Raw genomic sequence first — 23,320 nt, forward strand, 5'->3', positions numbered from 1 at the left:
CGGCTATAGCGGGGAGAAAGTGCCTGCGTAAAGCCCTCCGCCACCCCATGTCATCACATCGAGTGATTCTCTGGCCTTTGCTTGCACCGCACAACCTACGGTTGCCACGCTGTTGCTGTCTGTACAACCTGATGGGAGCGGCCAGTGACATTCGGTGAGCAGCCGGCGTACCTGCGCGTCGCGGGTGATCTCCGCAAGAAGATCGTCGACGGTCAGCTGCCACCGCACACGCGCCTCCCCTCCCAGGCCAGAATCCGCCAGGAGTACGGGGTCTCGGACACGGTCGCGCTGGAGGCCCGCAAGGTGCTCATGGCGGAGGGCCTGGTCGAGGGCCGTTCCGGCTCGGGGACCTATGTGCGCGAGCGGCCCGTGCCCCGGCGCATCTCCCGCTCCGGCTACCGCCCGTCCGGCGGGGCCACACCGTTCCGCCAGGAGCAGGCCGACGGCGAGGGGCGCGGCACCTGGGAATCCAGCAGCGAGCAGTCCGAGGCGAGTGTCGCGGTCGCCGAGCGGCTGGGCATCGAGCCGGGCGAGCGGGTCATGTGCACGCGGTACCTCTACCGTGAGGGCGGCGAGGCGATGATGCTGTCCACGTCCTGGGAGCCCCTCACCGTCACGGGGCGTACGCCCGTGATGCTGCCGGAGGAGGGGCCGGTCGGCGGTATGGGCGTCGTCGAGCGCATGCGCGCCATCGACGTGGTCGTGGACAACGTCACCGAGGAGGTCGGCGCCCGGCCCGGCCTCGCCGAGGAACTGCTCGTCCTGGGCGGCGTCCCGGGGCATGTGGTCCTGGTCATCCAGCGCACCTTCTACGCCTCAGGACGTCCGGTGGAGACGGCCGACGTGGTCATTCCGGCCGATCGGTACCGGGTGGCCTACCACCTTCCGGTCAAGTAGCACACGCTCCCATCCGCCCCGCGGCGCGCTCCTCGCGCGCCCCGCCCACCCGATCGCCGTACAGACCGGCCTGGGCCGGGGCGCCGCGCGACCCGGGGCCGACCGTCGTTCACGCAGGTGGACGCCCATGTATGCGGTATGCCTGCGGCTGGTTGCGCAGAGGCACGCGAACGGCGCGTTCAGCGGCGTGCGCCCCCTGGGTTCTGGCTGGTTGCGTACCTCTTCGTGAAAACCCGTATTCGCTCCGTGAAGGTAAGGCGTAGGCTCGGGCATATGCGCATTGCGGTTTCCTCAGCGGGTGGGGCACGGCACAGGCCGCGGGCGGGAAGTGGAGGGGCGCGATGAACGACAGCACGGTCACTCTCCCCTGGCTCGTGATACGAGAGGACGACAACGGCAACCGCTACCGAGTGGGCCGGTACGCGACCCGGGCCGAGGCCCAGAAGATCGCGGACAGTCTCGACGGTCGCGGCCACAAGCAGCTGTACTGGGTCGAGCGGCTCGGCCAGAACGGGCCGGCGGTGGCGCACGACTGACCGTTGAGGGGGCGCCCGGGGAGGGCTCCGGAGAGCGGCGGGGCTCCCGTAGGCTCCCCGCATGAGTGAGCGGATCGTCGTGGGGGCCGCGCTGGTCGAGGACGGGCGGCTGCTGGCCGCCCGGCGCAGCGCGCCCGTCGAGCTGGCCGGGCGCTGGGAGCTGCCCGGCGGCAAGGTCGAGCCCGGGGAGACGGCCGACGCGGCGCTCGCGCGGGAGCTGCGTGAGGAACTCGGCGTCGACGCCGAGGTCAGCGGGCGCGTTCCGGGGGAGTGGCCGCTCAGGGCGCCCTACGTCCTGCACGTGTGGACCGCCCGGCTGCGCCCCGGTTCAGCCGCTCCCCGGCCCCTGCAGGACCACGACGAACTGCGCTGGCTCGGCCCCGACGAGATCTGGGACGTGCCCTGGCTCGACCAGGACGTCCCGGCCGTACGGCAGGTCCTCGCGCACCTGGGAGTCGCACAGAGCCCGGCCTCGCACGGCCCCCGCCCCGGCGGACCGGAAGAGCCCGGAGCCTGAAGCCGGCAGGAAGAGCACCGCCCCGGCGGACCGGATGAGCCCCGCCCCGGCGGACCGGAAGAGCCCGGAGCCTGAAGCCGGCAGGAAGAGCACCGCCCCGGTGGACCGGATGAGCCCCGCCCCGACGGACCGGCAGAGCCCAGTCCAGCGGACCAGAAGAGCCCGGAGCCTGAAGCCGGCAGGAAGAGCACCGCCCCGGTGGACCGGATGAGCCCCGCCCCGGCGGACCGGATGAGCCCCGCCCCGGCGGACCGGAAGAGCCCGGCGCCTGAAGCTGGCCCGGGGCGTGCGGCCTCATCGCACTGCCGTACCAGCGCCCTCTACGCCTTTCGTGCCACAGTGCGCCGCCCCGCGCGATACTCCGCCCCAGATATCGGGTATGTGCCCATTAACCCCATGAAACCGGACATGGGCGGGGCTCCTGCCTGGGAAGTGATCGGCGTGATCGACACCGAGGACGACCGCGCCGACTGGACCTTTCCCGCCGAACCGGGCGCCGTACGCACCGCTCGCCAGGCCGTGCGCGGCCAGCTCCGCGACTGGGACCTCGACAGCCTCGCGGACCTTGCGGCACTGCTGGTCAGCGAGTTGGTCACCAACGCCCTGCGGCACGCCACGGGCCCCATCGGGGTCCGCCTGGTGCGCCGCTCGGGCCTGGACGGCGCCCTCCTGGTCGAGGTCTCCGACCCGTTGCCGGACCCGCCCCGCGAGCGCGCCGCCCGACTCGAGGACGAAAGCGGCCGCGGACTGCATCTGGTGGCCTCCTCCTCCCGTCGCTGGGGCACCCGGCCCGGCGCCACGGGCAAGACGGTGTGGTTCGAACTCGCAGTGCCGGAGTGAATATCCGGTGTACGTACGGCTCGCCGCTGTAGAGCGATTGGTTCACGCCAGTGGCGGTTGCCGTCGGACGGGATTCGACGACGTGTCCCCTGGTTAGAAGACTGGAAGTGTTGTCACGGTCCGGACCGAAAACCATCGGGACCGTGCTGTGATCGTGAACATCGTGTTGTGCGGCACCGTAGTGCTGGATACTGCGGGCAGCCGCCCCCGGTGACCGGTGCCGGACGCGGTGAGCTGGAGGGGACGGTTCGCGTGAGCGAGATACCAGCGAAGGCCACGGAGTCCGAGGACCCGTCGGAGGGCGCGAGGGCAAGGGCTGCCGACGGCCTGGCCTCCGCGGTGGGAGGTGCGCTCGCCGCCGACGGTGTGCCGCCCGGGGACGCCATGTGGCAGAGCAGTCCCCCCGGATCCATCTACGACTACATCAAGGTCGCGTCCTTCTCCATCGGCCCCGACGGGCTGGTCGACCAGTGGAGCCTGCGAGCCGAGCACCTCTTCGGCATCCGCGCCGACCACGCGGTGGGCATGGACCCCATCGAGGCGTTCATCGACCCGCGCCACCGTGAACGCGGCATGCGCAAGATGGCCGAGATCCTCGACGGCCGCGAGTGGACCGGCGTGGTGCCCTTCCGGATGCCGAGCGGCGCCGAGGGGGAACGCGGCCACGAGGGACTCGCCGAGGTGTACGTCATGCCGACGCGCACCGAAGAGGGTGAGAAGGCCGCCGTCTGCATCGTCGTCGACGTGCGCACCCTGCGCAGCATCGAGACCGACCTCGCCGCCTCGCAGGCCATTTTCAGTCAATCCCCGTTCGGCTTCCTGCTGATCGACCCCGACCTGCGGGTCCGCCGCGTCAACCAGCGGTTCGCCTCCATCTTCGGCGGCGCGCCCGACGACCACCGCGGCAAGGGCGTCCACGACTACCTCCAGCGCGGCGAGGCCGACCGGGTCGCCGCGACCCTGCGGCGGGTGCTGGAGACCGGCAGCTCCATCACCGACATGCACGTCACGGGCTTCGTGCCGGGCTCCGACGAGCGCCGCCACTGGTCCGTCAACCTCTACCGCGTGCACAGCGGTTCGGGCCGCCCCATCGGGATCGCCTGGCTCGGCATCGACATCACCGCCCGCCGCGCCGCCGCCCGTGAGGCCGCCGCCGCCCGGCGCAACCTCGCCCTGCTGAACGAGGCCGGTGCCCGCATCGGCAACTCCCTCGACCTGGAGACCACGGCCCGGCAACTCCTCGACGTCGTCGTCCCCGGCTTCTGCGACCTGGCCACCGTCGACCTCTACCAGGGCCTGCTGGTCGGCGACGAGACCCCGCCCGGACTCGCCGACGGCAGCGGCGAGCTGCGCCGGGTGGCCTTCGCCAGTGCCGTCTCCGACGCGCCCTTCGCCGGCACCGGCGTGCCCGTCGCGGTGGGCGCCGTCCACCACTATCCGTTCAACTCGCCCTGTGCGGACGCCCTGCGCACCGCCCGGCCCCAGACCGTGCCGGGCGAGGACGGCGGGCTCGTGCAGTCCACGCTCGCCGTGCCGATGGTCGCCCACGACACCGTCGTAGGACTCGTGCAGTTCGCCCGCACCAAGGGCAGCGAGCCGTTCGGCGACCGGGACCGGGACCTGGCCGTCGAACTCGCCGCCCGTGCCGCGGTCTGTATCGACAACGCCCGCCTCTACCGACGCGAGCACGAACGCGCGTTGATACTGCAGCGGTCCCTGCTCCCGCCCGGCGACCCGGAGGCCTCCGGTCTCGACATCGCCTGCCGCTATCTGCCCGGCAGCGTCAACACCGGCCGGCCCAGCGAGGTCGGCGGCGACTGGTTCGACGTCATCGAACTGCCCGGGCACCGCACCGCGCTGGTCGTCGGCGACGTCATGGGCCGCGGCCTGCGCGCCGCCGTCGCCATGGGCGAACTCCGCACGGCGGTCCGCACCCTGGCCCAGCTGGACCTGGAACCGGCCGAGGTGCTCTCCCAGTTGGACGAGATCGCCCGCGGCCTCGGCGCCCCCGGAGGGGTCCAGCAGGCGACCCGGGCGGCCCGCCGCCCCCGCGAGGCGGACCTGTCGGAGGTGTACCTCGCCACCTGCGTCTACGCCGTCTACGACTCCGTCACCCGGCGCTGCACCTTCGCCAACGCGGGCCATCTGCCGCCCGTGCTGGTCGAACCGGGTGAGGCCGCGCTGATGCTCGACGTGCCGCCGGGCATGCCGCTCGGCGTCGGCGGGGAGCCCTTCGAGGAGGTCGAGGTCGAACTGCCCGAGGGTGCCCTGCTCGCGCTCTACACGGACGGCCTGGTCGAGAGCCGCGACCACCCCCTGGACGAGGGCCTCCAGGCCTTCGTCAGCGCCCTCTCCGACCCGACCCAGCCGCTCGAGGACGTCTGCGACCACGTCCTCAACACCCTCGACACCCATCACGGCGAGGACGACATCGCGCTGCTGATGGCACGTGTGCAGGGGCTGCCCGCGGATTCCGTCGGTGACTGGACCCTGCCGCGTGAGCCGCGCAGCGTGGGCCGGGCCCGCGAGTACGCGCGCGCCCGGTTGCTGGCCTGGGACATGGAGCCCCTGGTCGACACCACGGAGCTTCTGGTCAGCGAGCTGGTCACCAACGCCCTGCGCTACGGCGAGGGTGAGATCCGGTTGCGCCTCCTGCTCGACCGCACCCTGGTCTGCGAGGTGTGGGACTCCGGCCTGGTCCAGCCCCGACGCCGCCGGGCCCGTGACACCGACGAGGGCGGCCGCGGCCTCCAGCTCGTCGGCCTGCTCAGCGCCGCGTGGGGCTCCCGCCGCACGCCCCGGGGCAAGACGGTGTGGTTCGAACTGCCCCTGCCCGGCGGCGACACGAGCCTCACCGATCCGGCGGAGGCCCTCCTGAGCCTGTTCTGACCGAGCCCGTACGATCGCCCCATGCCCGACACCACGCCCCGTCTCCGCGCACCCGCGACACCGACGGCCCCCGCCCTGGTGCTGCGTCCCTGGAGCCTGGCGGACGCGGAGGGGCTGGTCGCGTTGAGTGGGGACGAGGCCCTGCGCCGCTGGACGTCCTTCGCCGTGGACGACGCGTCGAGTGCGGTGCGGTGGCTGCGGGAGCAGCGGCACGCATGGGAGCAGGGCCGCCGCTTCGCGTTCGCCGTCGAGGAGGCCCGCCCCTCGGCAGAAGGGCAGGTGGCCGGCCACGTGGTCCTCAAGGACGTCGCCCCCGGGGCCGCCTCCGCCGAGGTCGGCTACTGGACGGCGGCGCGGGCACGCGGCCGGGGCATCGCGCCGCGTGCCCTGCGCGCACTGTCCGACTGGACCTTCACGACCTTCGCCCGCACCGGCCTGACCAGCCTCACTCTCCTCCACCAGGTGGACAACACGGCCTCCTGCCGCGTGGCGGAGAAGAGCGGCTACGCACGCACCGGCGTCCTGCCGGCGAAGCCGCCCGCCTACCCCCTGGAGGGCCACCTGCACCTGCGGCACCTGGCAGACGCCCCCAGCTGATCGCAACCGAACGTGCGTACTGATCGTCCTCCCCGGCGACATCGACCGCACCGGCAGGGGAGACGGCATGGACCGCACGGAAGCCATCGAGCGCGCGAACTCCTTACAGCCCCGGGATGATCCCGCGCCCGACCGTGCCGGCGGCACGAGGCGCAGGCGCTGGGTCAGACGGACGGCCATCGCCGTCCCCCTGCTCCTCCTGCTCCCCCTTCTCTCCGCTCTGGCAGCCCTCCGCGTCAACTACACGGGCGACCCGGCGGACGGCACCCGGACCCGCAACCGGGACGCCCTCTGGCTCGGGCATGCCTGGGTCGACGGGCGTAAGAAGGAAGCCGACGTCAACGCCCTGGCCGGCCGCCTGCGCGGCACCGGCATCCGCGATCTGTACGTCCACTCGGGTCCGCTGGAACACGACGGCACGCTCCCCGAGTCGGTGTATCCCAAGGCTCGCTGGTTCATCGACGCCGTCCACGAGAAGCTGCCCGGCGTCCGCGTCCAGGCCTTCCTCGGCGATGTCCTCGCCACCGAGACCCCCGACGGCATGCGTCTGGAGAAGCCGGAGACCCGCACCGCTGTCGTCCGCTCCGCCCGCCAGGTCCTGGACACCGGCTACGAGGGCATTCACCTGGACCTGGAGCCCCTGCACTCCGGCGACAGCGACTACCTCACCCTCCTCGACGCCCTGCGCCGCGAGACCCGCTCCCGGGACGCGAAACTCTCCGTCGCCGCCCACCAGATCGATCCGCTCCCGGCCTTCCACACCGTCTGGGGCGGCATCACCGGCCACCCCAAGTGGTGGTCGCAGGAGTTCTTCGGCCAGGTCGCCCGCCGCGTCGACCAGATCGCCATGATGTCGTACGACACGATGCAGCCCCTGGAGAGCACCTACGGCGGTTACGTCGCCCAGCAGACGTCCCTCGCGCTGGAGGTCACCCCGCCGTCCACCGACCTGCTGATGGGGCTGCCCTTCTTCCACGAGAACCGCTTCGGGCACTGGAACCACGCCGAAACCGTCCCCGCCGCCGTACGCGGTGTCCGCCTCGGCCTGTCCCGCACGGACGCGGACCGGGCCCGCTTCGGTGTCGCGCTGTACATCGACTTCGCCGCGACCGAGGCGGACTGGCACGCCTATGAAGAGGGCTGGGCCGACAGGCTCTAGTGCTCAGCCTGCTGAGGACCGCCTCCTGATCTTCGATCCCAGCCACACCAGCGGGTCGTACTTGCGGTCGGCCGCCCGTTCCTTCAGGGGGATCAGCGCGTTGTCCGTGATCTTGATGCCCTCGGGACAGACCTCCGTGCAGCACTTGGTGATGTTGCAGTAGCCGAGGCCGTGTTCGTCCTGGGCGGTGCTCTTGCGGTCCAGGCCCGACTCCGCCGCCGCGTCCAGCGGGTGCATGTCCAGCTCCGCCACCCGCATCAGGAAACGCGGCCCGGCGAACGCCTGCTTGTTCTCCTCGTGGTCGCGCACCACATGGCAGGTGTCCTGGCACAGGAAGCACTCGATGCACTTGCGGAACTCCTGCGAGCGGTCCACGTCCTCCTGCATCATGCGGTACTCGCCCGGAGCGACACCGGCCGGCGGGACGAAGGCCGGGACCTCCCTCGCCTTCTGGTAGTTGAAGCCGACGTCGGTGACCAGGTCGCGGACGACCGGGAACGCCCGCAGCGGCGTCACCGTGATGGTCTCGTCCCGGTCGAACACCGACATGCGGGTCATGCACATCAGCCGCGGCCGGCCGTTGATCTCCGCGGAGCAGGAACCGCACTTGCCCGCCTTGCAGTTCCAGCGCACGGCGAGGTCGGGTGTCTGGGTGGCCTGGAGGCGGTGGATGATGTCGAGCACCACCTCGCCGTCGTTGACCTCGACCTCGAAGTCCTCCAGGCCGCCGCCGCTCACGTCCCCGCGCCACACCTTGAAGTGGGCCGTGTAGCCGCTCATTCGTACAGCTCCTCTTCGGCGAGGTACTTGACCAGCTCCTCCTTGTCGAACAGGGCGAGCAGGTCGGTACGGACGGGTTCGGTGGTCTCCCGGGTGAGGGTGATCTGGCCGCGGACCGGGTCCGTCGCCGCCAGGCCGCCCGTCGGGTCGGTGAGCGCGCACAGCAGGTTGATCCGCCGCCACTTGCGGTCCATGCCCGGATGGTCCTCCCGGGTGTGCCCGCCGCGCGACTCGGTGCGCTCCAGCGCGGCCCGCGCCACGCACTCGCTCACCAGCAGCATGTTCCTGAGGTCCAGGGCGAGGTGCCAGCCCGGGTTGAACTGCCGGTGCCCCTCGACCCCGGCCCGGCGGGCCCGTAGCCGCAGCTCGGCCAGCTTCTGAAGGGCCTGCTTCATCTCCGGCTCCCGGCGGATGATGCCGACCAGGTCGTTCATCGTCTGCTGGAGCTCCTGGTGCAGGGTGTACGGGTTCTCCGGCGGACCGCCCGCCGGTTCCTCGATCTCCGCCTCGGCCGAGAAGGGCCGCAGGGCCTCCGCAGCCGCCGAGTCGACCTGGACGTCGTCCACCACGGGCCGCGCCCCCGCCAGGCCTGCCGTGTAATCGGCCGCGTGCCGGCCCGCCCGGCGGCCGAACACCAGCAGGTCGGACAGGGAGTTGCCGCCGAGCCGGTTGGAGCCGTGCATGCCGCCGGCCACCTCACCGGCCGCGTACAGCCCGGGCACCCCGCGCGCCGCCGCCGTGTCGGAGTCGACCGCGACTCCGCCCATCACGTAGTGGCAGGTGGGCCCCACCTCCATCGCCTCCGCCGTGATGTCGACGTCCGCCAGCTCCTTGAACTGGTGGTACATCGACGGCAGTCGGCGCCTGATGACCTCGGCGGGCATCCGGGTCGACACGTCGAGGAACACGCCTCCGTGCGGGGAGCCGCGTCCCTCCTTCACCTCGGCGTTGATGGCTCGCGCGACCTCGTCGCGGGGGAGCAGCTCGGGCGGGCGCCTGTTGTGGTCCGGGTCGTCGTACCAGCGGTCGCCCTCCTCCTCCGTCTCGGCGTACTTGTCCTTGAAGACGTCGGGGATGTAGTCGAACATGAACCGCTTGCCGTCGGAGTTGCGCAGCACCCCGCCGTCGCCGCGCACCGACTCGGTGACGAGGATGCCCTTCACCGACGGCGGCCAGACCATGCCGGTCGGGTGGAACTGCACGAACTCCATGTTCAGCAGGGGAGCGCCCGCGAGCAGGGCCAGCGCATGGCCGTCGCCCGTGTACTCCCAGGAGTTCGACGTCACCTTGAAGGACTTGCCGATGCCGCCGGTGGCGATCACCACGGCCGGTGCCTCCAGCACGAAGAACCGGCCCGACTCGCGCTCGTAGGCGAAGACCCCGGAGACCCGGCCGCCGCCCGCGGCGGAGCCGCTGTCGGACACGGTCTTCAGCACGCGCGTGACCGTGCACTCCTGGAAGACCTTCAGCCGGGACTCGTAGTCGCCGGTCTCCTTGTAGTCCTCCTGCTGGAGAGAGACGATCTTCTGCTGGAGGGTGCGGATCAGCTCCAGGCCGGTGCGGTCACCGACGTGCGCGAGGCGGGGGTACTCGTGGCCGCCGAAGTTGCGCTGGGAGATCCGGCCGTCCTTCGTACGGTCGAAGAGCGCGCCCCAGGTCTCCAGCTCCCACACCCGCTGCGGCGCCTCCTGGGCGTGCAGCTCGGCCATCCGCCACTGGTTGAGGAACTTGCCGCCGCGCATGGTGTCGCGGAAGTGCACCTGCCAGGAGTCGTTCTCGTTGGCGTTGGCCATCGCCGCCGCGATGCCGCCCTCGGCCATCACCGTGTGCGCCTTGCCGAACAGCGACTTGCAGATCACGGCCGTACGGGCGCCCCGCTCGCGGGCCTCGATGGCGGCGCGCAGCCCGGCACCGCCCGCGCCCACCACGACGACGTCCCACTCCTGCCGGTCGACCACGGACATCAGAAGGCCTCATCCCTCTAGAAGAAGCGCGGATCGTCGAAGGCGCCCGACGCGACCAGGTAGACGTAGAAGTCGGCGAGCGCCACGCTCACCAGCGACGCCCAGGCGAGCTGCATGTGCCGGGCGTTGAGCTTCCCCGCCCACTGCCACATCCGGTAGCGCACGGGATGCTTGGAGAAGTGCTTGAGCTTGCCGCCGACGATGTGCCGGCAGGAGTGGCAGGAGATCGTGTACGCCCAGATCAGCACGATGTTGACCAGGAACACGAGCGTGCCGAGACCCATGTGGCCCCAGGCGTAGGTCTCGTCGCGGAAGGCGAGCACGGTGTCGTAGGTCAGGATCCCGGCGACCACGATCGCGGCGTAGAAGAAGTACCGGTGGATGTTCTGCAGGATCAGCGGGAAGCGGGTCTCGCCGGTGTACTTCTTGTGCGGCTCGGCCACCGCGCAGGCCGGCGGCGACGCCCAGAAGCCCCGGTAGTAGGCCTTGCGGTAGTAGTAGCAGGTCAGGCGGAAGCCGAGCGGGAAGATCAGGATGATGATCGCGGGGGAGATGCCCCACCAGCTCCCGAGGAGTTCCCAGTTCGGGCCGGACCTCATCGGCTCGCAGTTCTCCGCCAGGCACGGGGAGTAGAACGGCGAGACGTACGGTGCCGCGTAGTAGTCGGTGTTCGCGAAGGCCCGCCAGGTCGAGTAGACGATGAAGGCGAGCAGGCCCGCGGCGGTGCCGGCCGGGGCCAGCCACCAGCGGTCGGTGCGCAGGTGCGGGGCGGCGATCGCGGCCCGCGCAGCGCCCCGGACACCGCCGCTCTCAGGTCTGGGTTCGGTGGCAGGGGTTTCCGTACCAGTGGCCACGTGACGACTCCGGTCGGGTTCGGGGGAGGTGCCGGTCGGGCTCGACTCCTCCCCGGATCAGGGAGCGCGCCGGTCCCGGGCGCCGAGCCCCTCGTCGTCCGAGTCGCTCCACAGGGCGGAGTCGTACGGCGTGTCCGAGATGGTGACCAGCTCGGGGCGGGTCGGCGCGGCCGATGACGCGGCGGCGTCGCGCAGCAGGGCGACGCTCTCGCGCAGGTGGTTGGCGTCGGCACGGACGCGGCGCATCTCCAGGCCGCCGGTGCCGAGCTGCTTCTCCAGACGTCCCAGCGATCGCAACACTTCGTCGAGACTGCGCTGGACTGACGTCAGTTCGTCGTGAACGGACATGACTTGCCCTCACTTCCGCGGGTCCTTCATGGCCCAAGGCGGCAACGCTCATGCGCCTGCGAGTGTTGCGCGTCACACCTTGTGCTGTGAAGGGATGTGCATCGATTGGCCGAGGCGTGCGGGTGCACTGTGCGGTGCGTTGCGCCGCACGGGTGACTTCCCGTCGGTGACCGCCGTGTCGCTCTGTGTTGCCGAACCCTTTCCTCTTCAGTGGCCGCATACATCAGATGAACTCCAAATACCGCCAAAAGTGATCATAACGCCCGCGGCTTCCCGGAGGTAGCACAGATGTCCCAGCACGGCGTCGGCCCGCGCGCGGTCATGCGCTCGGTCGCCTTCCTCACCGCGGGCGTGCTCGCGGTGCCCGCGCTCGCCGGATGCGGCTCCGACGACCCGTCCGGCAAGCCGCTCGCCGGGCAGGACATCCAGCCCGCCCCCCGCGACCGGATCACCGACGGCGGCACGCTGCGCTGGGCCGTCGACTCCGTACCCGACACGCTGAACACCTTCCAGTCGGACGCCGACGCCACCACCGCCCGCGTCGCCCAGGCCGTCCTGCCGTCGATGTTCCGTATGGACGCCTCCGGCCGCCCGGAGCGCAACCCCGACTATCTGGAGTCCGCCGAGGTCGTCGACACCGAGCCCAAGCAGGTCGTCCTGTACAAGCTCAACCAGCAGGCCGTCTGGAGCGACGGCCGGGAGATCGGCGCCGCCGACTTCGCCGCCCAGTGGCGCGCCCTGTCCGGCAAGAACACCGCCTACTGGACCGCCCGCAACGCCGGCTACGACCGCATCCAGAAGATCGAGCGCGGCGAAAACGCCCTGGAGGTCCGGGTCACCTTCAGCCGCCCGTACGCGGACTGGCGCTCGCTGTTCTCCCCGCTGTACCCGAAGGACGTCATGGGCACCCCGGACTCCTTCAACGACGGGGCCCGCAAGAAGCTCAAGGTCACCGCCGGACCCTTCACCGTGAAGGAGGTCGACCGCAAGGACGAGGAGATCACCCTCGCCCGCAGCCCGCGCTGGTGGGGCAAGCCGGCCAAGCTCTCCGAGATCGTGCTGCGCACCGTCCCGCGCGACAAGCGGGCCGCCGAGCTGGCCGCCGGCGACCTCGACCTGGCCGAGATCGACCCCACGGCGGCCCGCCGCATCACCGTCGCCGCCCGCCCGCAGGGTTCCACCGGCCCGCAGATGGGCCCCGGCGCCGACCGGTCCGCCGCTGACTCCCTGGAGTCCTGGGCCCGCGCCAACGGCTCCGACGAGGACGCCGCCGACGAGGAGATCGTCGCCCGCAAGAAGCTGCGCAAGGCGGTCGTCAAGTACACCCGGCAGCAGCAGGCCCTCAGCGGTTTCGAGGTACGCAAGTCCCTGGAGCCCGCCTACACCCAGCTCGCCCTGAACGGCGCCGAGGGCCCGCTCACCGACGAGCGCGTCCGCAGGGCGGTCGCCCGCGCCCTGGACCGCAAGGAACTCGCCCGGGTCGTCCTGGGGCCCCTCGGCCTGCCCGCCGTCCCGGTCGGCAGCCACCTCGCCCTGTCCGGCCAGGCCGCCTACGCCGACAACAGCGGCGCCCTCGGCGGCCAGGACACCAAGGAGGCCCAGGCCCTGCTCGCGGACGCCGGGTGGGTGCGCGGCGGCCCGGTCAAGGAGGAGAAGAAGAAAGAGGAGGCGGCCGGTCCCGAGGGCGGCAAGGCCGCCGGTCCCGAGGGCGGGAAGTCCGACGACAGCGGCGAGGACGACAAGGCGCGGCGGGGACCGGACCCCGCGGAGCACCTCGCCCGGGACGGCAAGCAGTACGCGCCCCCGCACCAGGGTGGCGCGCCCGGGGCGTACGCCCCCCGCGGCACCGCCGCCCCGGCGAACCAGGAGGCCGCCCCGCTCGCCAAGAACGGCAAGGCTCTCACGCTCCGCTTCGTGCTGCCCTCCGGGCCCGGCTCCCAGACGCTGCGCACGGTCGCGAACCGCATCTCCCGCATGCTGGAGCGCGTCGGCATCACGACCGAGATCTCCAAGGTCTCCGACGAGTCCTACTTCAAGGACCACATCGCGTCCGGCCAGTACGACCTCGCCCTGTACTCCTGGCCCGCCACGGCGTTCCCCGCCACCGACGCCCGCCCCGTCTACGCCAAGCCCGTCCCGGCCGCCGACGGCTCGCTGAACGTCGAGCAGAACTACACCCGCGTCGGCACCGACCAGGTCGACCAGCTCTTCGACGAGGCCGTGGCCACCCTCGACGAGAGCGAGTCCCGCTCCCTGCTCCGCAAGGCCGACTCCAGGATCTGGGCGGCGGCGGGCTCGATCCCCCTCTTCCAGCGCCCCCAGCTCCTGGCGGCCCGCAAGAACCTGGTCAACACCGGCGCCTTCGGCTTCGGCACGCCGGTCTACGAGGACATGGGCTTCCTGAAGAAGGGCGCGAAGCCGGCGGCGGGCCCGTCGGTGAAGGGCTCGACCGCCCCGTAGCTCTGGGAACGCTCAAACGCCTTGCCGTCCCGCGCCCGGCGTCCGCACCATGAGGCGAGCAGTGATCATGGTGCGGACGCCGGGCGTCCGTACACGGGGGACGGGGGCGGGCGGATGCGCGGCACGGTGGGACGGGTCTGGCGGGCCGGGCTGGTCGTCGGGGCGCTGGTGACGGCGGCAGCGGCCTGTTCGGGCGGCTCGGGTGGCGACGGGAACGGCAGGGCGGAGGCCTGCGCGGAGGGTACGTACGCCTGGTCGGGTGTCCGGCGGGAGCAGCGGCTGACCGCGCTGTCCGACCCGATCTGGTTCAAGAAGAAGACCGACAGCTACACCTCCCGCCTCGAGCCCGTCGGCGACAGGGTGTACCGGCCCTCGGTGACCGGTACGCCCGAGGGCGTCGGCGCGGCAGGGGTCATCAAGGCCCTGGGCAGGCACCTGAAGACCGAGGAACCGCTCGCCGGCCCGTCCGAGGAGGAAGTGCCGGAGAGGGACCACTACTTCGAGGCGGAGACCGGCGACCTCAAGGGCGCCTACTACGCCTGGGGCTACGTCGAGCTGGTCACGGCCGACTTCACGTACACCTGCGGAAACGACGAGCCCGTCAAGGGGCGGGTGCGGACCTGGGAGGGCACCGGCAGCGGCTTCATGCCCTGTTCCGAGGAGCCCTCCTCCGACGGCGCGGCCGGCCGTGCGGCGGCCGGTGAACTGTGCCCCGCGGACTCCCGGGCCGCGAGGGCAGCGGACTGAGCCGAGCCGTCCCCGGCGGCCCGCCCCGGCCGCCGGGCGCCCTGGAGGAAGCCGTGGAACCCTCGCCACCTGCGTATACGCCTCCCGGGGCGTCCCAGCCGCAGCGCACCCGTACCATGGGGTGAGGCCGTGGCACGTTCAGCCCGGCAGGGCCCGCGCACCGCAGACGTCCGCGCAGGGCATTCCTCACCACTCCGGGAGTACGCCTTTTATGGCCACGCGCCACGACATCCGCAACGTCGCCATCGTCGCCCACGTCGACCACGGCAAGACCACCATCGTCGACGGCATGCTGAAGCAGGCCGGCGCCTTCGCCGCGCACCAGCTCGAAGGCGTCGACGACCGCATGATGGACTCGAACGACCTGGAGCGTGAGAAGGGCATCACGATCCTGGCCAAGAACACGGCGGTGAAGTACCACCCGAAGGACGGGGGGGACGTCATCACCATCAACATCATCGACACCCCCGGTCACGCCGACTTCGGTGGTGAGGTGGAGCGTGGTCTGTCGATGGTCGACGGTGTCGTCCTGCTCGTGGACGCCTCCGAGGGCCCGCTCCCGCAGACCCGCTTCGTGCTGCGCAAGGCGCTCCAGCAGCGCCTGCCCGTCATCCTGTGCATCAACAAGACGGACCGCCCGGACTCCCGGATCGACGAGGTCGTCAACGAGACGTACGACCTGTTCCTCGACCTGGACGCCGACGAGGAGCAGATCGAGTTCCCGATCGTCTACGCCTGCGGCCGCGACGGCATCGCCTCGCTGACCAAGCCGGACAACGGCACGGTCCCCGCCGACTCCACCAGCCTGGAGCCGTTCTTCTCCACGATCCTGGAGCACATCCCGGCCCCGACCTACGACGAGGCCGCCCCGCTCCAGGCCCACGTCACCAACCTGGACGCCGACAACTTCCTCGGCCGTATCGCGCTGCTCCGCGTCGAGCAGGGCGAGCTGCGCAAGGGCCAGACGGTCGCGTGGATGAAGCGCGACGGGTCCGTCAGCAACGTCCGCATCTCCGAGCTGATGATGACCGAGGCGCTCACCCGCAAGCCGGCCGAGATGGCCGGCCCCGGTGACATCTGCGCCGTCGCCGGTATCCCGGACATCATGATCGGCGAGACGCTGGCCGACCCGGAGAACCCGGTCGCGCTGCCGCTGATCACGGTCGACGAGCCCGCGATCTCCATGGTCATCGGTACCAACACCTCCCCGCTGGTCGGCCGTGGCGCCACCGGCAAGGGCGCCGACAACAAGGCGGCCGTCAAGGACCGCAAGGTCACCGCCCGCCAGGTCAAGGACCGCCTCGACCGCGAGCTGATCGGTAACGTCAGCCTCCGGGTGCTGGACACCGAGCGTCCCGACGCCTGGGAGGTGCAGGGCCGTGGTGAGCTGGCGCTGGCCATCCTGGTCGAGCAGATGCGCCGCGAGGGCTTCGAGCTGACCATCGGCAAGCCGCAGGTCGTCACCAAGGAGGTCGACGGCAAGACGTACGAGCCCGTCGAGCGCATGACGATCGACGTGCCCGAGGAGCACATGGGCGCGGTCACGCAGCTCATGGGCGTCCGCAAGGGCCGCATGGACAACATGTCGAACCACGGCTCCGGCTGGGTCCGCATGGAGTTCGTGGTGCCGTCCCGCGGTCTCATCGGGTTCCGGACCGAGTTCCTGACCCAGACCCGCGGCACCGGCATCGGCCACTCCATCCACGAGGGCTTCGAGCCCTGGTTCGGCACCCTGCAGACCCGTAACAACGGCTCGCTGGTCGCCGACCGCTCCGGTGCCGTCACCGCCTTCGCGATGACGAACCTCCAGGAGCGCGGCGTGCTCTTCGTGGACCCCGGCACCGAGGTGTACGAGGGCATGATCGTCGGCGAGAACTCGCGCTCCGACGACATGGACGTGAACATCACCAAGGAGAAGAAGCTCACGAACATGCGGTCCTCCTCGGCCGACTCGTTCGAGGCGATCGTCCCGCCGCGCAAGCTGTCGCTGGAGCAGTCCCTGGAGTTCTGCCGGGACGACGAGTGCGTCGAGGTCACCCCGGAGGCCGTGCGCATCCGCAAGGTGAATCTGGACGCCCGCGAGCGCGCCCGCGCCGCTAGCCGCGCCAAGCACGGCTGACGTCCTTCACCACGGCACCGGGCACCCCGCTCATGCGGGGTGCCCGGTGCCGTTGTGTAAAGGAGGGGGAACGCGAAGGGAAGGGGTAGGGAAAACCCTCGATTTGCCGGTCACAGCCGTCAGGGGCGGTTTTCTCCCACTACCCTGCTCCGGAAGCGCCGCGCGTCCCCGGCCTCGGGGATCGCGCAACGGCCTTGCCGCACAAGCTACTTGAGCGTGCGACAGACATCGATGGAACCCTGCACGGATTCCACGGTACGCCGCAAGCGGTTTATCTCACTCTCGTGTCCGGAATGCGGACAGCCGACACCGATAGATGTGTAACAAGTCCGTTTCGCAGGGATCTTTCACCAAACCCTTTGTCCGGATTTTGGAAGATGTAGGCGAGAGCTGTGATCGAACCGAGACCTCGAGAGTGTGGTTCGGTCCTGGCGTTTGGCAGATAGTTAGGCGCGTAGAGCTCGGATGTACGGGTCAGTAGCCGGCAGCGGCGCGACTCACGAGCGCGGGGGCACTCGACGAATTCCGGCACCGGCGACGGGCGGGGGCCGTGATGTGTCGTGTGCTCCCTTCGCGTGAACCAATGACTTCTAGGAGGAACCCATGCGCGGTGCCAAGAGCGCCAAGTGGGTCGCGGGGGCGATAGTCGTCGCCCTGGCCGCCACTGCCTGCGGCGGCGGCGACGACAGTGCCGGCGACGACATGAACAAGGGGAAGGCCGACCCGAACGGCATCGTCACTGCGCAGCTGAGCGAACCGCAGAACCCGCTCCAGCCGGCCAACGCCAAGGAGAGCCAGGGCAGCCGCGTGCTGCGCACGATCTTCGCCGGCCTGGTCGACTACGAGCCCGGCACCGGCAAGCTCGAGTACATCAACGCCGAGTCGGTCACGCCGAACAAGGACTCGTCGGAGTGGACCGTCAAGCTCAAGCCGGGCTGGAAGTTCCACGACGGCACCCCGGTCACCGCGAAGTCCTACGTGGACTCCTGGAACTGGTCCGCCAACATCAAGAACAACCAGACCAACTCCAGCTGGTTCTCGGACATCGTCGGCTTCGAGGACGTGCACCCGGAGAAGGGTGACCCGAAGAGCGACAAGATGTCGGGTCTGAAGGTCGTCGACGACAACACCTTCACGATCAAGCTGACGCAGCCGGTCTCGTACTTCGCGTACAAGCTGGGCTACGACGTGTGGGCTCCGCTGCCCGAGGCCTTCTTCAAGGACCCGAAGGGCTTCGGCGAGAAGCCGGTCGGCAACGGCCCGTACAAGTTCGTGTCCTGGGAGCACAACAAGCTCATCAAGGTCCGCAAGTTCGCGGGCTACAAGGGTCCGAACGTCGCCAAGAACGGCGGCATCGACTTCAAGAACTACACGACCGCCGACGCCGCGTACTCGGACCTGCGTTCGGACAACGTGGACTGGATCGAGCAGGTCCCGACCACCGCGCTGACGAACTACAAGACCGACCTCGGCGACCGCGCCATCGACGAGCCCTACTCGGCCGTCCAGTCGATCGTCCCGGCGTTCTACACCAAGCAGTTCAAGGACATCGACCCCAAGGTCATCCAGGGTCTGTCCATGGCGATCGACCGCCAGACGATCACCAAGACCGTCCTCCAGGGCACGCGTACCCCGGCCGACTCCTACGTCGCCCCGGGCGTCCTCGGCTACAAGGAGGGCGCGCTCGGCGACATCGTCAAGTTCGACCCGGCCCAGGCCAAGAAGCTCATCCAGGAGGGTGGCGGCGTCCCGGGCAACAAGATCCAGATCCAGTACAACGCCGACCAGGACCACAAGCCCTGGGTCGACGCGGTCTGCAACTCGATCCGCAAGTCCACCGGCGTGGAGTGCACCGGCGACCCGAAGCCGACCTTCCAGGCCGACCTCGACGCCCGTGACAAGGACCAGGTCAAGTCCATGTACCGCGGTGGCTGGGTGCTCGACTACCCGGTCAACTCGAACTTCATGCGCGACCTGTACGGCACCACGGCGGCCGGCAACACGAGCGGCTACTCCAACAAGGAGTTCGACAAGCTGAGCTCCGAGGCGGACAAGGCCAGCTCGATCGACGAGACCGTGAAGATGTACCAGCAGGCGGAGCAGCTCCTCGCCAAGGACATGCCGGCCATTCCGCTCTGGTTCTACAAGGTCAACAGCGGTCAGTCCAAGAACATCCTGGGCAAGATCGAGTACGGCCAGGACGGTGACCCGATCTTCGACACCATCCAGGTCAAGCAGAAGTAACCAGACGACCGCAGACCGGTGCCGCCCCTCCCGCACAAGGGGAGCGGCGGCGCCGGTCCGTAGGCACAGGCCTCCACCTCACCCTCCTCACCTGCGGTAGATGAGTGCGCAGGCCTCGCCGACCCCTCACGGCATGGAGGCGCAAGATGGGGCGCTACGCCGCCAGGCGACTGCTCCAGATGATCCCGATCTTCATCGGGACAACTCTGTTGATCTTCCTGATGGTCCACATCCTGCCGGGCGACCCGGTCCGGGCCATCTACGGGGACAAGGCTCCCGATCCCGCACAGATCGCGCAGATCAAGCGCGAGTACGGCTTCGACAAGCCCGTCCTCGAGCAGTACTTCCACTACATGCTGAATCTCCTCAAGGGAGACTTCGGCAACAACCTCGCCGGACGCCCGGTCATCGACCTCATGAGCGAGGCCTTCCCGGTGACCCTGCGGCTGACGCTGCTCGCCATCACCATCGAGATCATCATCGGTGTCGGCCTGGGCGCGTGGGCCGGTCTGCGGGCCGGCAAGGCCGCCGACACCGGCGTGCTGGTCTTCACCCTGACGGTGATCTCCATCCCGGTGTTCGTCCTCGGCTTCATCGCCCGGTTCATCTTCGCCGACGAACTCGGCTGGCTGCCGCCCAACGTCCAGGACTCCACGGACTATTCGCAGTTGTTCCTGCCCGCGTTCGTCCTGGCCATGCTGTCCATGGCCTACGTGGCCCGGCTGACCAGGACGACCTTCGCCGAGAACCTGCGGGCCGACTACATGCGCACCGCGCTGGCCAAGGGGCTGCCCCGGCGCCGCATCATCGGTGTCCACCTGCTGCGGAACTCGCTGATCCCGGTCGTCACCTTCGTCGGTACCGACGTCGGCGGCTTCATCGGCGGCGCGGTCATCACCGAGGGCATCTTCAACATCCAGGGTGTCGGTAACCTCCTCTACAGGGCGATCCAGACGAGCGAGGGCTCGACGGTCACGGGTGTGGTGACGGTCCTCGTCCTCGTCATCCTCCTGATCAACCTGCTCATCGACCTGCTGTACGCGGTCCTGGACCCGAGGATCCGGTATGCCTGACGTGACCAAGGCCCAGACCACCGACGCCGCGGCCGTGGACGCCATCGCCCCGCCGGCCGTCGACGCACCCGGCAAGGAGAGCACGCAGAAGAGCGAGAAACCCCGCTCCCTGTGGGGCGACGCCTGGTACGACCTGCGGCACCGGCCCATGTTCTGGATCTCCTCGGTGCTGCTGGTCATGCTGCTCGTGATCGCCGCGTTCCCCGGCTGGTTCACCAGCGTCGACCCGCGTGACGGCGACCTGGTCCACCACTACCTGGGCAAGCCGGAGCTGGGGCACTTCTTCCAGCCCGACTGGTTCGGCTACGACCAGCAGGGCCGCTCGATCTACTCGCGCGTCATCCACGGCACCCGTGCCTCGATCCTCGTCGGCGTCTGCGTCACCGCGGCCGTCACGCTGCTCGGCGGTCTGCTCGGCATGCTGGCGGGCTACTTCGGCGGCTGGATCGACTCGGTGATCTCCCGGATCGTCGACATCTTCTTCGGCCTGCCGTTCCTGCTCGGCACGATGGTCGTCCTGAACGCCTTCACCGAGCGCAAGGTCTACGTGGTCATCCTGGCCCTGGCCTTCCTGGGGTGGACCTCGATCGCCCGCGTCATGCGCAGCTCGGTGATCACGGCCAAGCAGGCGGACTACGTGACGGCGGCCCGGGCGCTCGGCGCCGGCACCACGCGGATCCTGTTCCGCCACGTGATGCCGAACGCCGTCGCGCCGACCATCGTCGTGGCCACGATCGCCCTCGGCGGTTACATCTCGGCGGAGGCGACGCTGTCGTTCCTCGGCCTCGGCCTCAGCGACCCGACGATCTCGTGGGGCATCGACATCTCCGAGGGCAGCAAGGTGATCCGGGACAACCCGCACACGCTGCTGTTCCCGGCGGGCATGCTCAGCCTCACCGTCTTCGCGTTCATCATGCTCGGCGACGCGGTCCGCGACGCCCTTGACCCGAAGCTGCGCTGAGGAGGGCGTACGTGACCACCATCGACAAGACCCGGAACGTCCCCGAGCCGCGCGGAGCGGCCGAGGGTGACGTTCCCCTGCTCGAAGTGCGCGACCTGCACGTCGAGTTCCACACCCGTGACGGTGTGGCCAAGGCCGTCAACGGCGTCAACTACACCGTGAGCTCCGGCGAGACCCTCGCCGTGCTCGGCGAGTCCGGCTCCGGCAAGTCCGTGACCGCGCAGGCGATCATGGGCATCCTCGACATGCCGCCCGGGCGGATCCCCCAGGGGCAGATCCTGTACCGGGGCGAGGACATGCTCACCATGTCCGCCGACGCCCGGCGCAAGATCCGCGGCCGGAAGATCGCCATGATCTTCCAGGACGCGCTGTCCGCGCTGAACCCCGTGCTGTCCGTCGGCTACCAGCTCGGCGAGATGTTCCGCGTCCACCAGGGCCTGAGCAAGAAGGAAGCCAAGGCCAGGGCCATCGAGCTGATGGACCGCGTGAAGATCCCGGCCGCGAAGGAGCGTGTCGGCGACTACCCGCACCAGTTCTCCGGCGGTATGCGCCAGCGCATCATGATCGCCATGGCGCTCGCCCTGGAGCCGGACCTGATCATCGCCGACGAGCCGACCACGGCCCTCGACGTGACGGTCCAGGCCCAGGTGATGGACCTGCTCGCGGAGCTGCAGCGCGAGTACAACATGGGCCTGATCCTGATCACCCACGACCTCGGTGTCGTCGCCGACGTCGCGGACAAGATCGCCGTGATGTACGCGGGCCGGATCGTGGAGACCGCGCCCGTGCACGAGCTGTACAAGCGGCCCGCGCACCCCTACACCAAGGGTCTGCTCGAGTCGATCCCGCGCCTGGACCAGAAGGGCCAGGAGCTGTACGCGATCAAGGGCCTGCCGCCCAACCTGACGCGGATCCCGTCCGGTTGTGCCTTCAACCCGCGGTGCCCGCAGGCGCAGGACATCTGCCGTACGGACGTCCCGCCGCTGCACCCGGTCACCGAGCGAGACGGCGGCGAGCTGGTCGGCCGCGGCAGCGCGTGCCACTTCTGGAAGGAGACGATCCATGGCTGAGCTGGACAAGACGGACGAGTCCATGGACGCCACCCCCAACGTCACCGAGGTCGAGACGGTCGACGCGGCCACCGAACAGGAGGCCGTCGCCGCCATCGAGGCGCCGGTCGAACGCGGTGAGCCGATCCTGCAGGTGCGCAACCTGGTCAAGCACTTCCCGCTGACCCAGGGCATCCTGTTCAAGCGTCAGATCGGTGCGGTCAAGGCCGTGGACGGGGTCTCCTTCGACCTCTACCAGGGCGAGACTCTCGGCATCGTGGGCGAGTCCGGCTGTGGCAAGTCCACCGTCGCCAAGCTGCTGATGATGCTGGAGAAGGCGACCGCGGGCGAGATCTTCTACAAGGGCCAGGACATCACCAAGCTGTCCGGGCGCGCGCTGAAGGCGGTCCGCCGGAACATCCAGATGGTGTTCCAGGACCCGTACACCTCGCTCAACCCCCGTATGACGGTGGGCGACATCATCGGGGAGACCTTCGAGATCCACCCCGAGGTGGCGCCGAAGGGCGACCGCCGCCGCAAGGTCCAGGAGCTCCTGGACGTCGTCGGCCTCAACCCGGAGTACATCAACCGCTACCCGCACCAGTTCTCGGGCGGTCAGCGCCAGCGCATCGGCATCGCCCGCGGCCTCGCGCTCAACCCCGAGATCATCATCTGCGACGAGCCGGTCTCCGCGCTGGACGTGTCCGTCCAGGCGCAGGTCATCAACCTGATGGAGAAGCTGCAGAACGAGTTCAACCTCTCGTATCTCTTCATCGCGCACGACCTGTCGATCGTCCGGCACATCTCGGACCGCGTGGGTGTGATGTACCTCGGCAAGATGGCCGAGATCGGCTCGGACACGGAGATCTACGACCACCCGACGCACCCCTACACCCAGGCGCTGCTGTCGGCCGTCCCGGTCCCCGACCCGGAGTCCCGCGAGGGCCGCGAGCGGATCATCCTCACCGGCGACGTCCCTTCCCCGGCCAACCCGCCCTCGGGCTGCCGCTTCCGCACCCGCTGCTGGAAGGCCCAGGACAAGTGCGCCCAGGAGACCCCGCTGCTGGCCATCCCCGAGCGCTTCCAGGGCTCGGACACCCCGGCGGCCCACGAGTCGGCCTGCCACTTCGCTGAGGAGAAGGACGTGGTCCACGCGGCCTGACCTCGCCGCTTCGTTTCCCGGCATCCCCAGGGGTGCCGGGAAACGCTGCTGTCCGGGCCGGGCTTCCACACCGCGAGCTCCCGCCAACTGCGTTAACACGCAGGCAACTTCGCCGACCCGGTTC

19 protein-coding genes are annotated in these 23,320 nt (G+C 69.9%); 15 read left to right on the forward strand and 4 right to left on the reverse strand.

Annotated features, from left to right (window positions below; all coding sequences use genetic code 11):
* Nucleotides 1-144 precede the first annotated feature (144 nt).
* From ACFY5B_RS31005 to ACFY5B_RS31035, 7 genes are all read left to right on the forward strand, one after another.
* Complete coding sequence (locus ACFY5B_RS31005; RefSeq protein ID WP_104777579.1) at nucleotides 145-897, forward strand: GntR family transcriptional regulator; 753 nt, start codon at nucleotides 145-147, stop codon at nucleotides 895-897.
* A 341-nt stretch (nucleotides 898-1,238) separates the two neighbouring features.
* Nucleotides 1,239-1,433 (forward strand): SPOR domain-containing protein, encoded by a 195-nt coding sequence (locus ACFY5B_RS31010; RefSeq protein WP_033311135.1) that lies wholly within the window; start codon nucleotides 1,239-1,241, stop codon nucleotides 1,431-1,433.
* A gap of 61 nt (nucleotides 1,434-1,494) precedes the next feature.
* Nucleotides 1,495-1,950, forward strand: a complete 456-nt coding sequence (locus ACFY5B_RS31015; RefSeq protein WP_389975730.1) for a (deoxy)nucleoside triphosphate pyrophosphohydrolase — start codon at nucleotides 1,495-1,497, stop codon at nucleotides 1,948-1,950.
* A 408-nt stretch (nucleotides 1,951-2,358) separates the two neighbouring features.
* Nucleotides 2,359-2,790: an ATP-binding protein gene (locus ACFY5B_RS31020; protein WP_389975733.1), complete on the forward strand. Its 432-nt coding sequence runs from the start codon at nucleotides 2,359-2,361 to the stop codon at nucleotides 2,788-2,790.
* A 252-nt stretch (nucleotides 2,791-3,042) separates the two neighbouring features.
* A complete protein-coding gene (locus tag ACFY5B_RS31025) occupies nucleotides 3,043-5,679 on the forward strand; it encodes a SpoIIE family protein phosphatase (protein ID WP_389975736.1) in 2,637 nt (878 codons plus the stop codon).
* A gap of 21 nt (nucleotides 5,680-5,700) precedes the next feature.
* The gene (locus ACFY5B_RS31030) at nucleotides 5,701-6,276 is read left to right on the forward strand and encodes a GNAT family N-acetyltransferase (protein ID WP_389975739.1); all 576 of its coding nucleotides are present in this window, start codon (nucleotides 5,701-5,703) and stop codon (nucleotides 6,274-6,276) included.
* 67 nt (nucleotides 6,277-6,343) lie between these two features.
* Nucleotides 6,344-7,435, forward strand: coding sequence for a hypothetical protein (locus tag ACFY5B_RS31035; protein WP_389975742.1), 1,092 nt, complete (start codon nucleotides 6,344-6,346; stop codon nucleotides 7,433-7,435).
* Nucleotides 7,436-7,438: 3 nt separating this feature from the next.
* On the opposite strand, the gene ACFY5B_RS31040 is transcribed toward ACFY5B_RS31035, so the two are convergent.
* Genes ACFY5B_RS31040 through ACFY5B_RS31055 form a run of 4 tightly spaced genes read right to left on the reverse strand, consistent with a single transcriptional unit; the run spans nucleotide 7,439 to nucleotide 11,381 of the window.
* Entirely contained in the window at nucleotides 7,439-8,215 is a 777-nt protein-coding gene (locus ACFY5B_RS31040) for a succinate dehydrogenase/fumarate reductase iron-sulfur subunit (RefSeq protein WP_389975745.1), read from the reverse strand.
* Entirely contained in the window at nucleotides 8,212-10,179 is a 1,968-nt protein-coding gene (locus tag ACFY5B_RS31045) for a fumarate reductase/succinate dehydrogenase flavoprotein subunit (RefSeq protein ID WP_389975748.1), read from the reverse strand. The genes ACFY5B_RS31040 and ACFY5B_RS31045 overlap by 4 nt, the downstream gene beginning before the upstream one ends.
* Before the next feature lie 17 nt (nucleotides 10,180-10,196).
* A complete protein-coding gene (locus tag ACFY5B_RS31050; RefSeq protein WP_389975751.1) occupies nucleotides 10,197-11,033 on the reverse strand; it encodes a hypothetical protein in 837 nt (278 codons plus the stop codon).
* Nucleotides 11,034-11,090: 57 nt separating this feature from the next.
* Nucleotides 11,091-11,381 (reverse strand): hypothetical protein, encoded by a 291-nt coding sequence (locus tag ACFY5B_RS31055; RefSeq protein WP_389975753.1) that lies wholly within the window; start codon nucleotides 11,379-11,381, stop codon nucleotides 11,091-11,093.
* Between the two features lie 288 nt (nucleotides 11,382-11,669).
* Between ACFY5B_RS31055 and ACFY5B_RS31060 the strand changes: the two genes are divergently transcribed.
* The 8 genes from ACFY5B_RS31060 to ACFY5B_RS31095 all read left to right on the forward strand — a co-directional run bounded on the left by ACFY5B_RS31060 (nucleotide 11,670) and on the right by ACFY5B_RS31095 (nucleotide 23,196).
* A complete protein-coding gene (locus tag ACFY5B_RS31060; RefSeq protein ID WP_389975756.1) occupies nucleotides 11,670-13,841 on the forward strand; it encodes an ABC transporter family substrate-binding protein in 2,172 nt (723 codons plus the stop codon).
* Between the two features lie 114 nt (nucleotides 13,842-13,955).
* A complete protein-coding gene (locus ACFY5B_RS31065; RefSeq protein ID WP_389975759.1) occupies nucleotides 13,956-14,588 on the forward strand; it encodes a hypothetical protein in 633 nt (210 codons plus the stop codon).
* Nucleotides 14,589-14,799: 211 nt separating this feature from the next.
* On the forward strand, nucleotides 14,800-16,707 hold the full coding sequence (typA, locus tag ACFY5B_RS31070) for a translational GTPase TypA (protein WP_031103289.1): 1,908 nt from the start codon (nucleotides 14,800-14,802) through the stop codon (nucleotides 16,705-16,707).
* A 603-nt stretch (nucleotides 16,708-17,310) separates the two neighbouring features.
* Nucleotides 17,311-18,951: an ABC transporter substrate-binding protein gene (locus ACFY5B_RS31075; RefSeq protein WP_389975762.1), complete on the forward strand. Its 1,641-nt coding sequence runs from the start codon at nucleotides 17,311-17,313 to the stop codon at nucleotides 18,949-18,951.
* A gap of 146 nt (nucleotides 18,952-19,097) precedes the next feature.
* Nucleotides 19,098-20,024: an ABC transporter permease gene (locus tag ACFY5B_RS31080; RefSeq protein ID WP_053671697.1), complete on the forward strand. Its 927-nt coding sequence runs from the start codon at nucleotides 19,098-19,100 to the stop codon at nucleotides 20,022-20,024.
* A complete protein-coding gene (locus ACFY5B_RS31085) occupies nucleotides 20,017-20,985 on the forward strand; it encodes an ABC transporter permease (protein WP_306929516.1) in 969 nt (322 codons plus the stop codon). Before ACFY5B_RS31080 ends, ACFY5B_RS31085 begins: the two co-directional genes overlap by 8 nt.
* 11 nt (nucleotides 20,986-20,996) lie before the next feature.
* A complete protein-coding gene (locus ACFY5B_RS31090) occupies nucleotides 20,997-22,055 on the forward strand; it encodes an ABC transporter ATP-binding protein (protein WP_389975767.1) in 1,059 nt (352 codons plus the stop codon).
* On the forward strand, nucleotides 22,048-23,196 hold the full coding sequence (locus ACFY5B_RS31095) for an ABC transporter ATP-binding protein (protein WP_389975770.1): 1,149 nt from the start codon (nucleotides 22,048-22,050) through the stop codon (nucleotides 23,194-23,196). The genes ACFY5B_RS31090 and ACFY5B_RS31095 overlap by 8 nt, the downstream gene beginning before the upstream one ends.
* Nucleotides 23,197-23,320 lie beyond the last annotated feature (124 nt).

This window comes from Streptomyces sp. NPDC013187 (assembly GCF_042899705.1).
Classification (GTDB): Bacteria; Actinomycetota; Actinomycetes; order Streptomycetales; family Streptomycetaceae; genus Streptomyces; species Streptomyces hawaiiensis_A.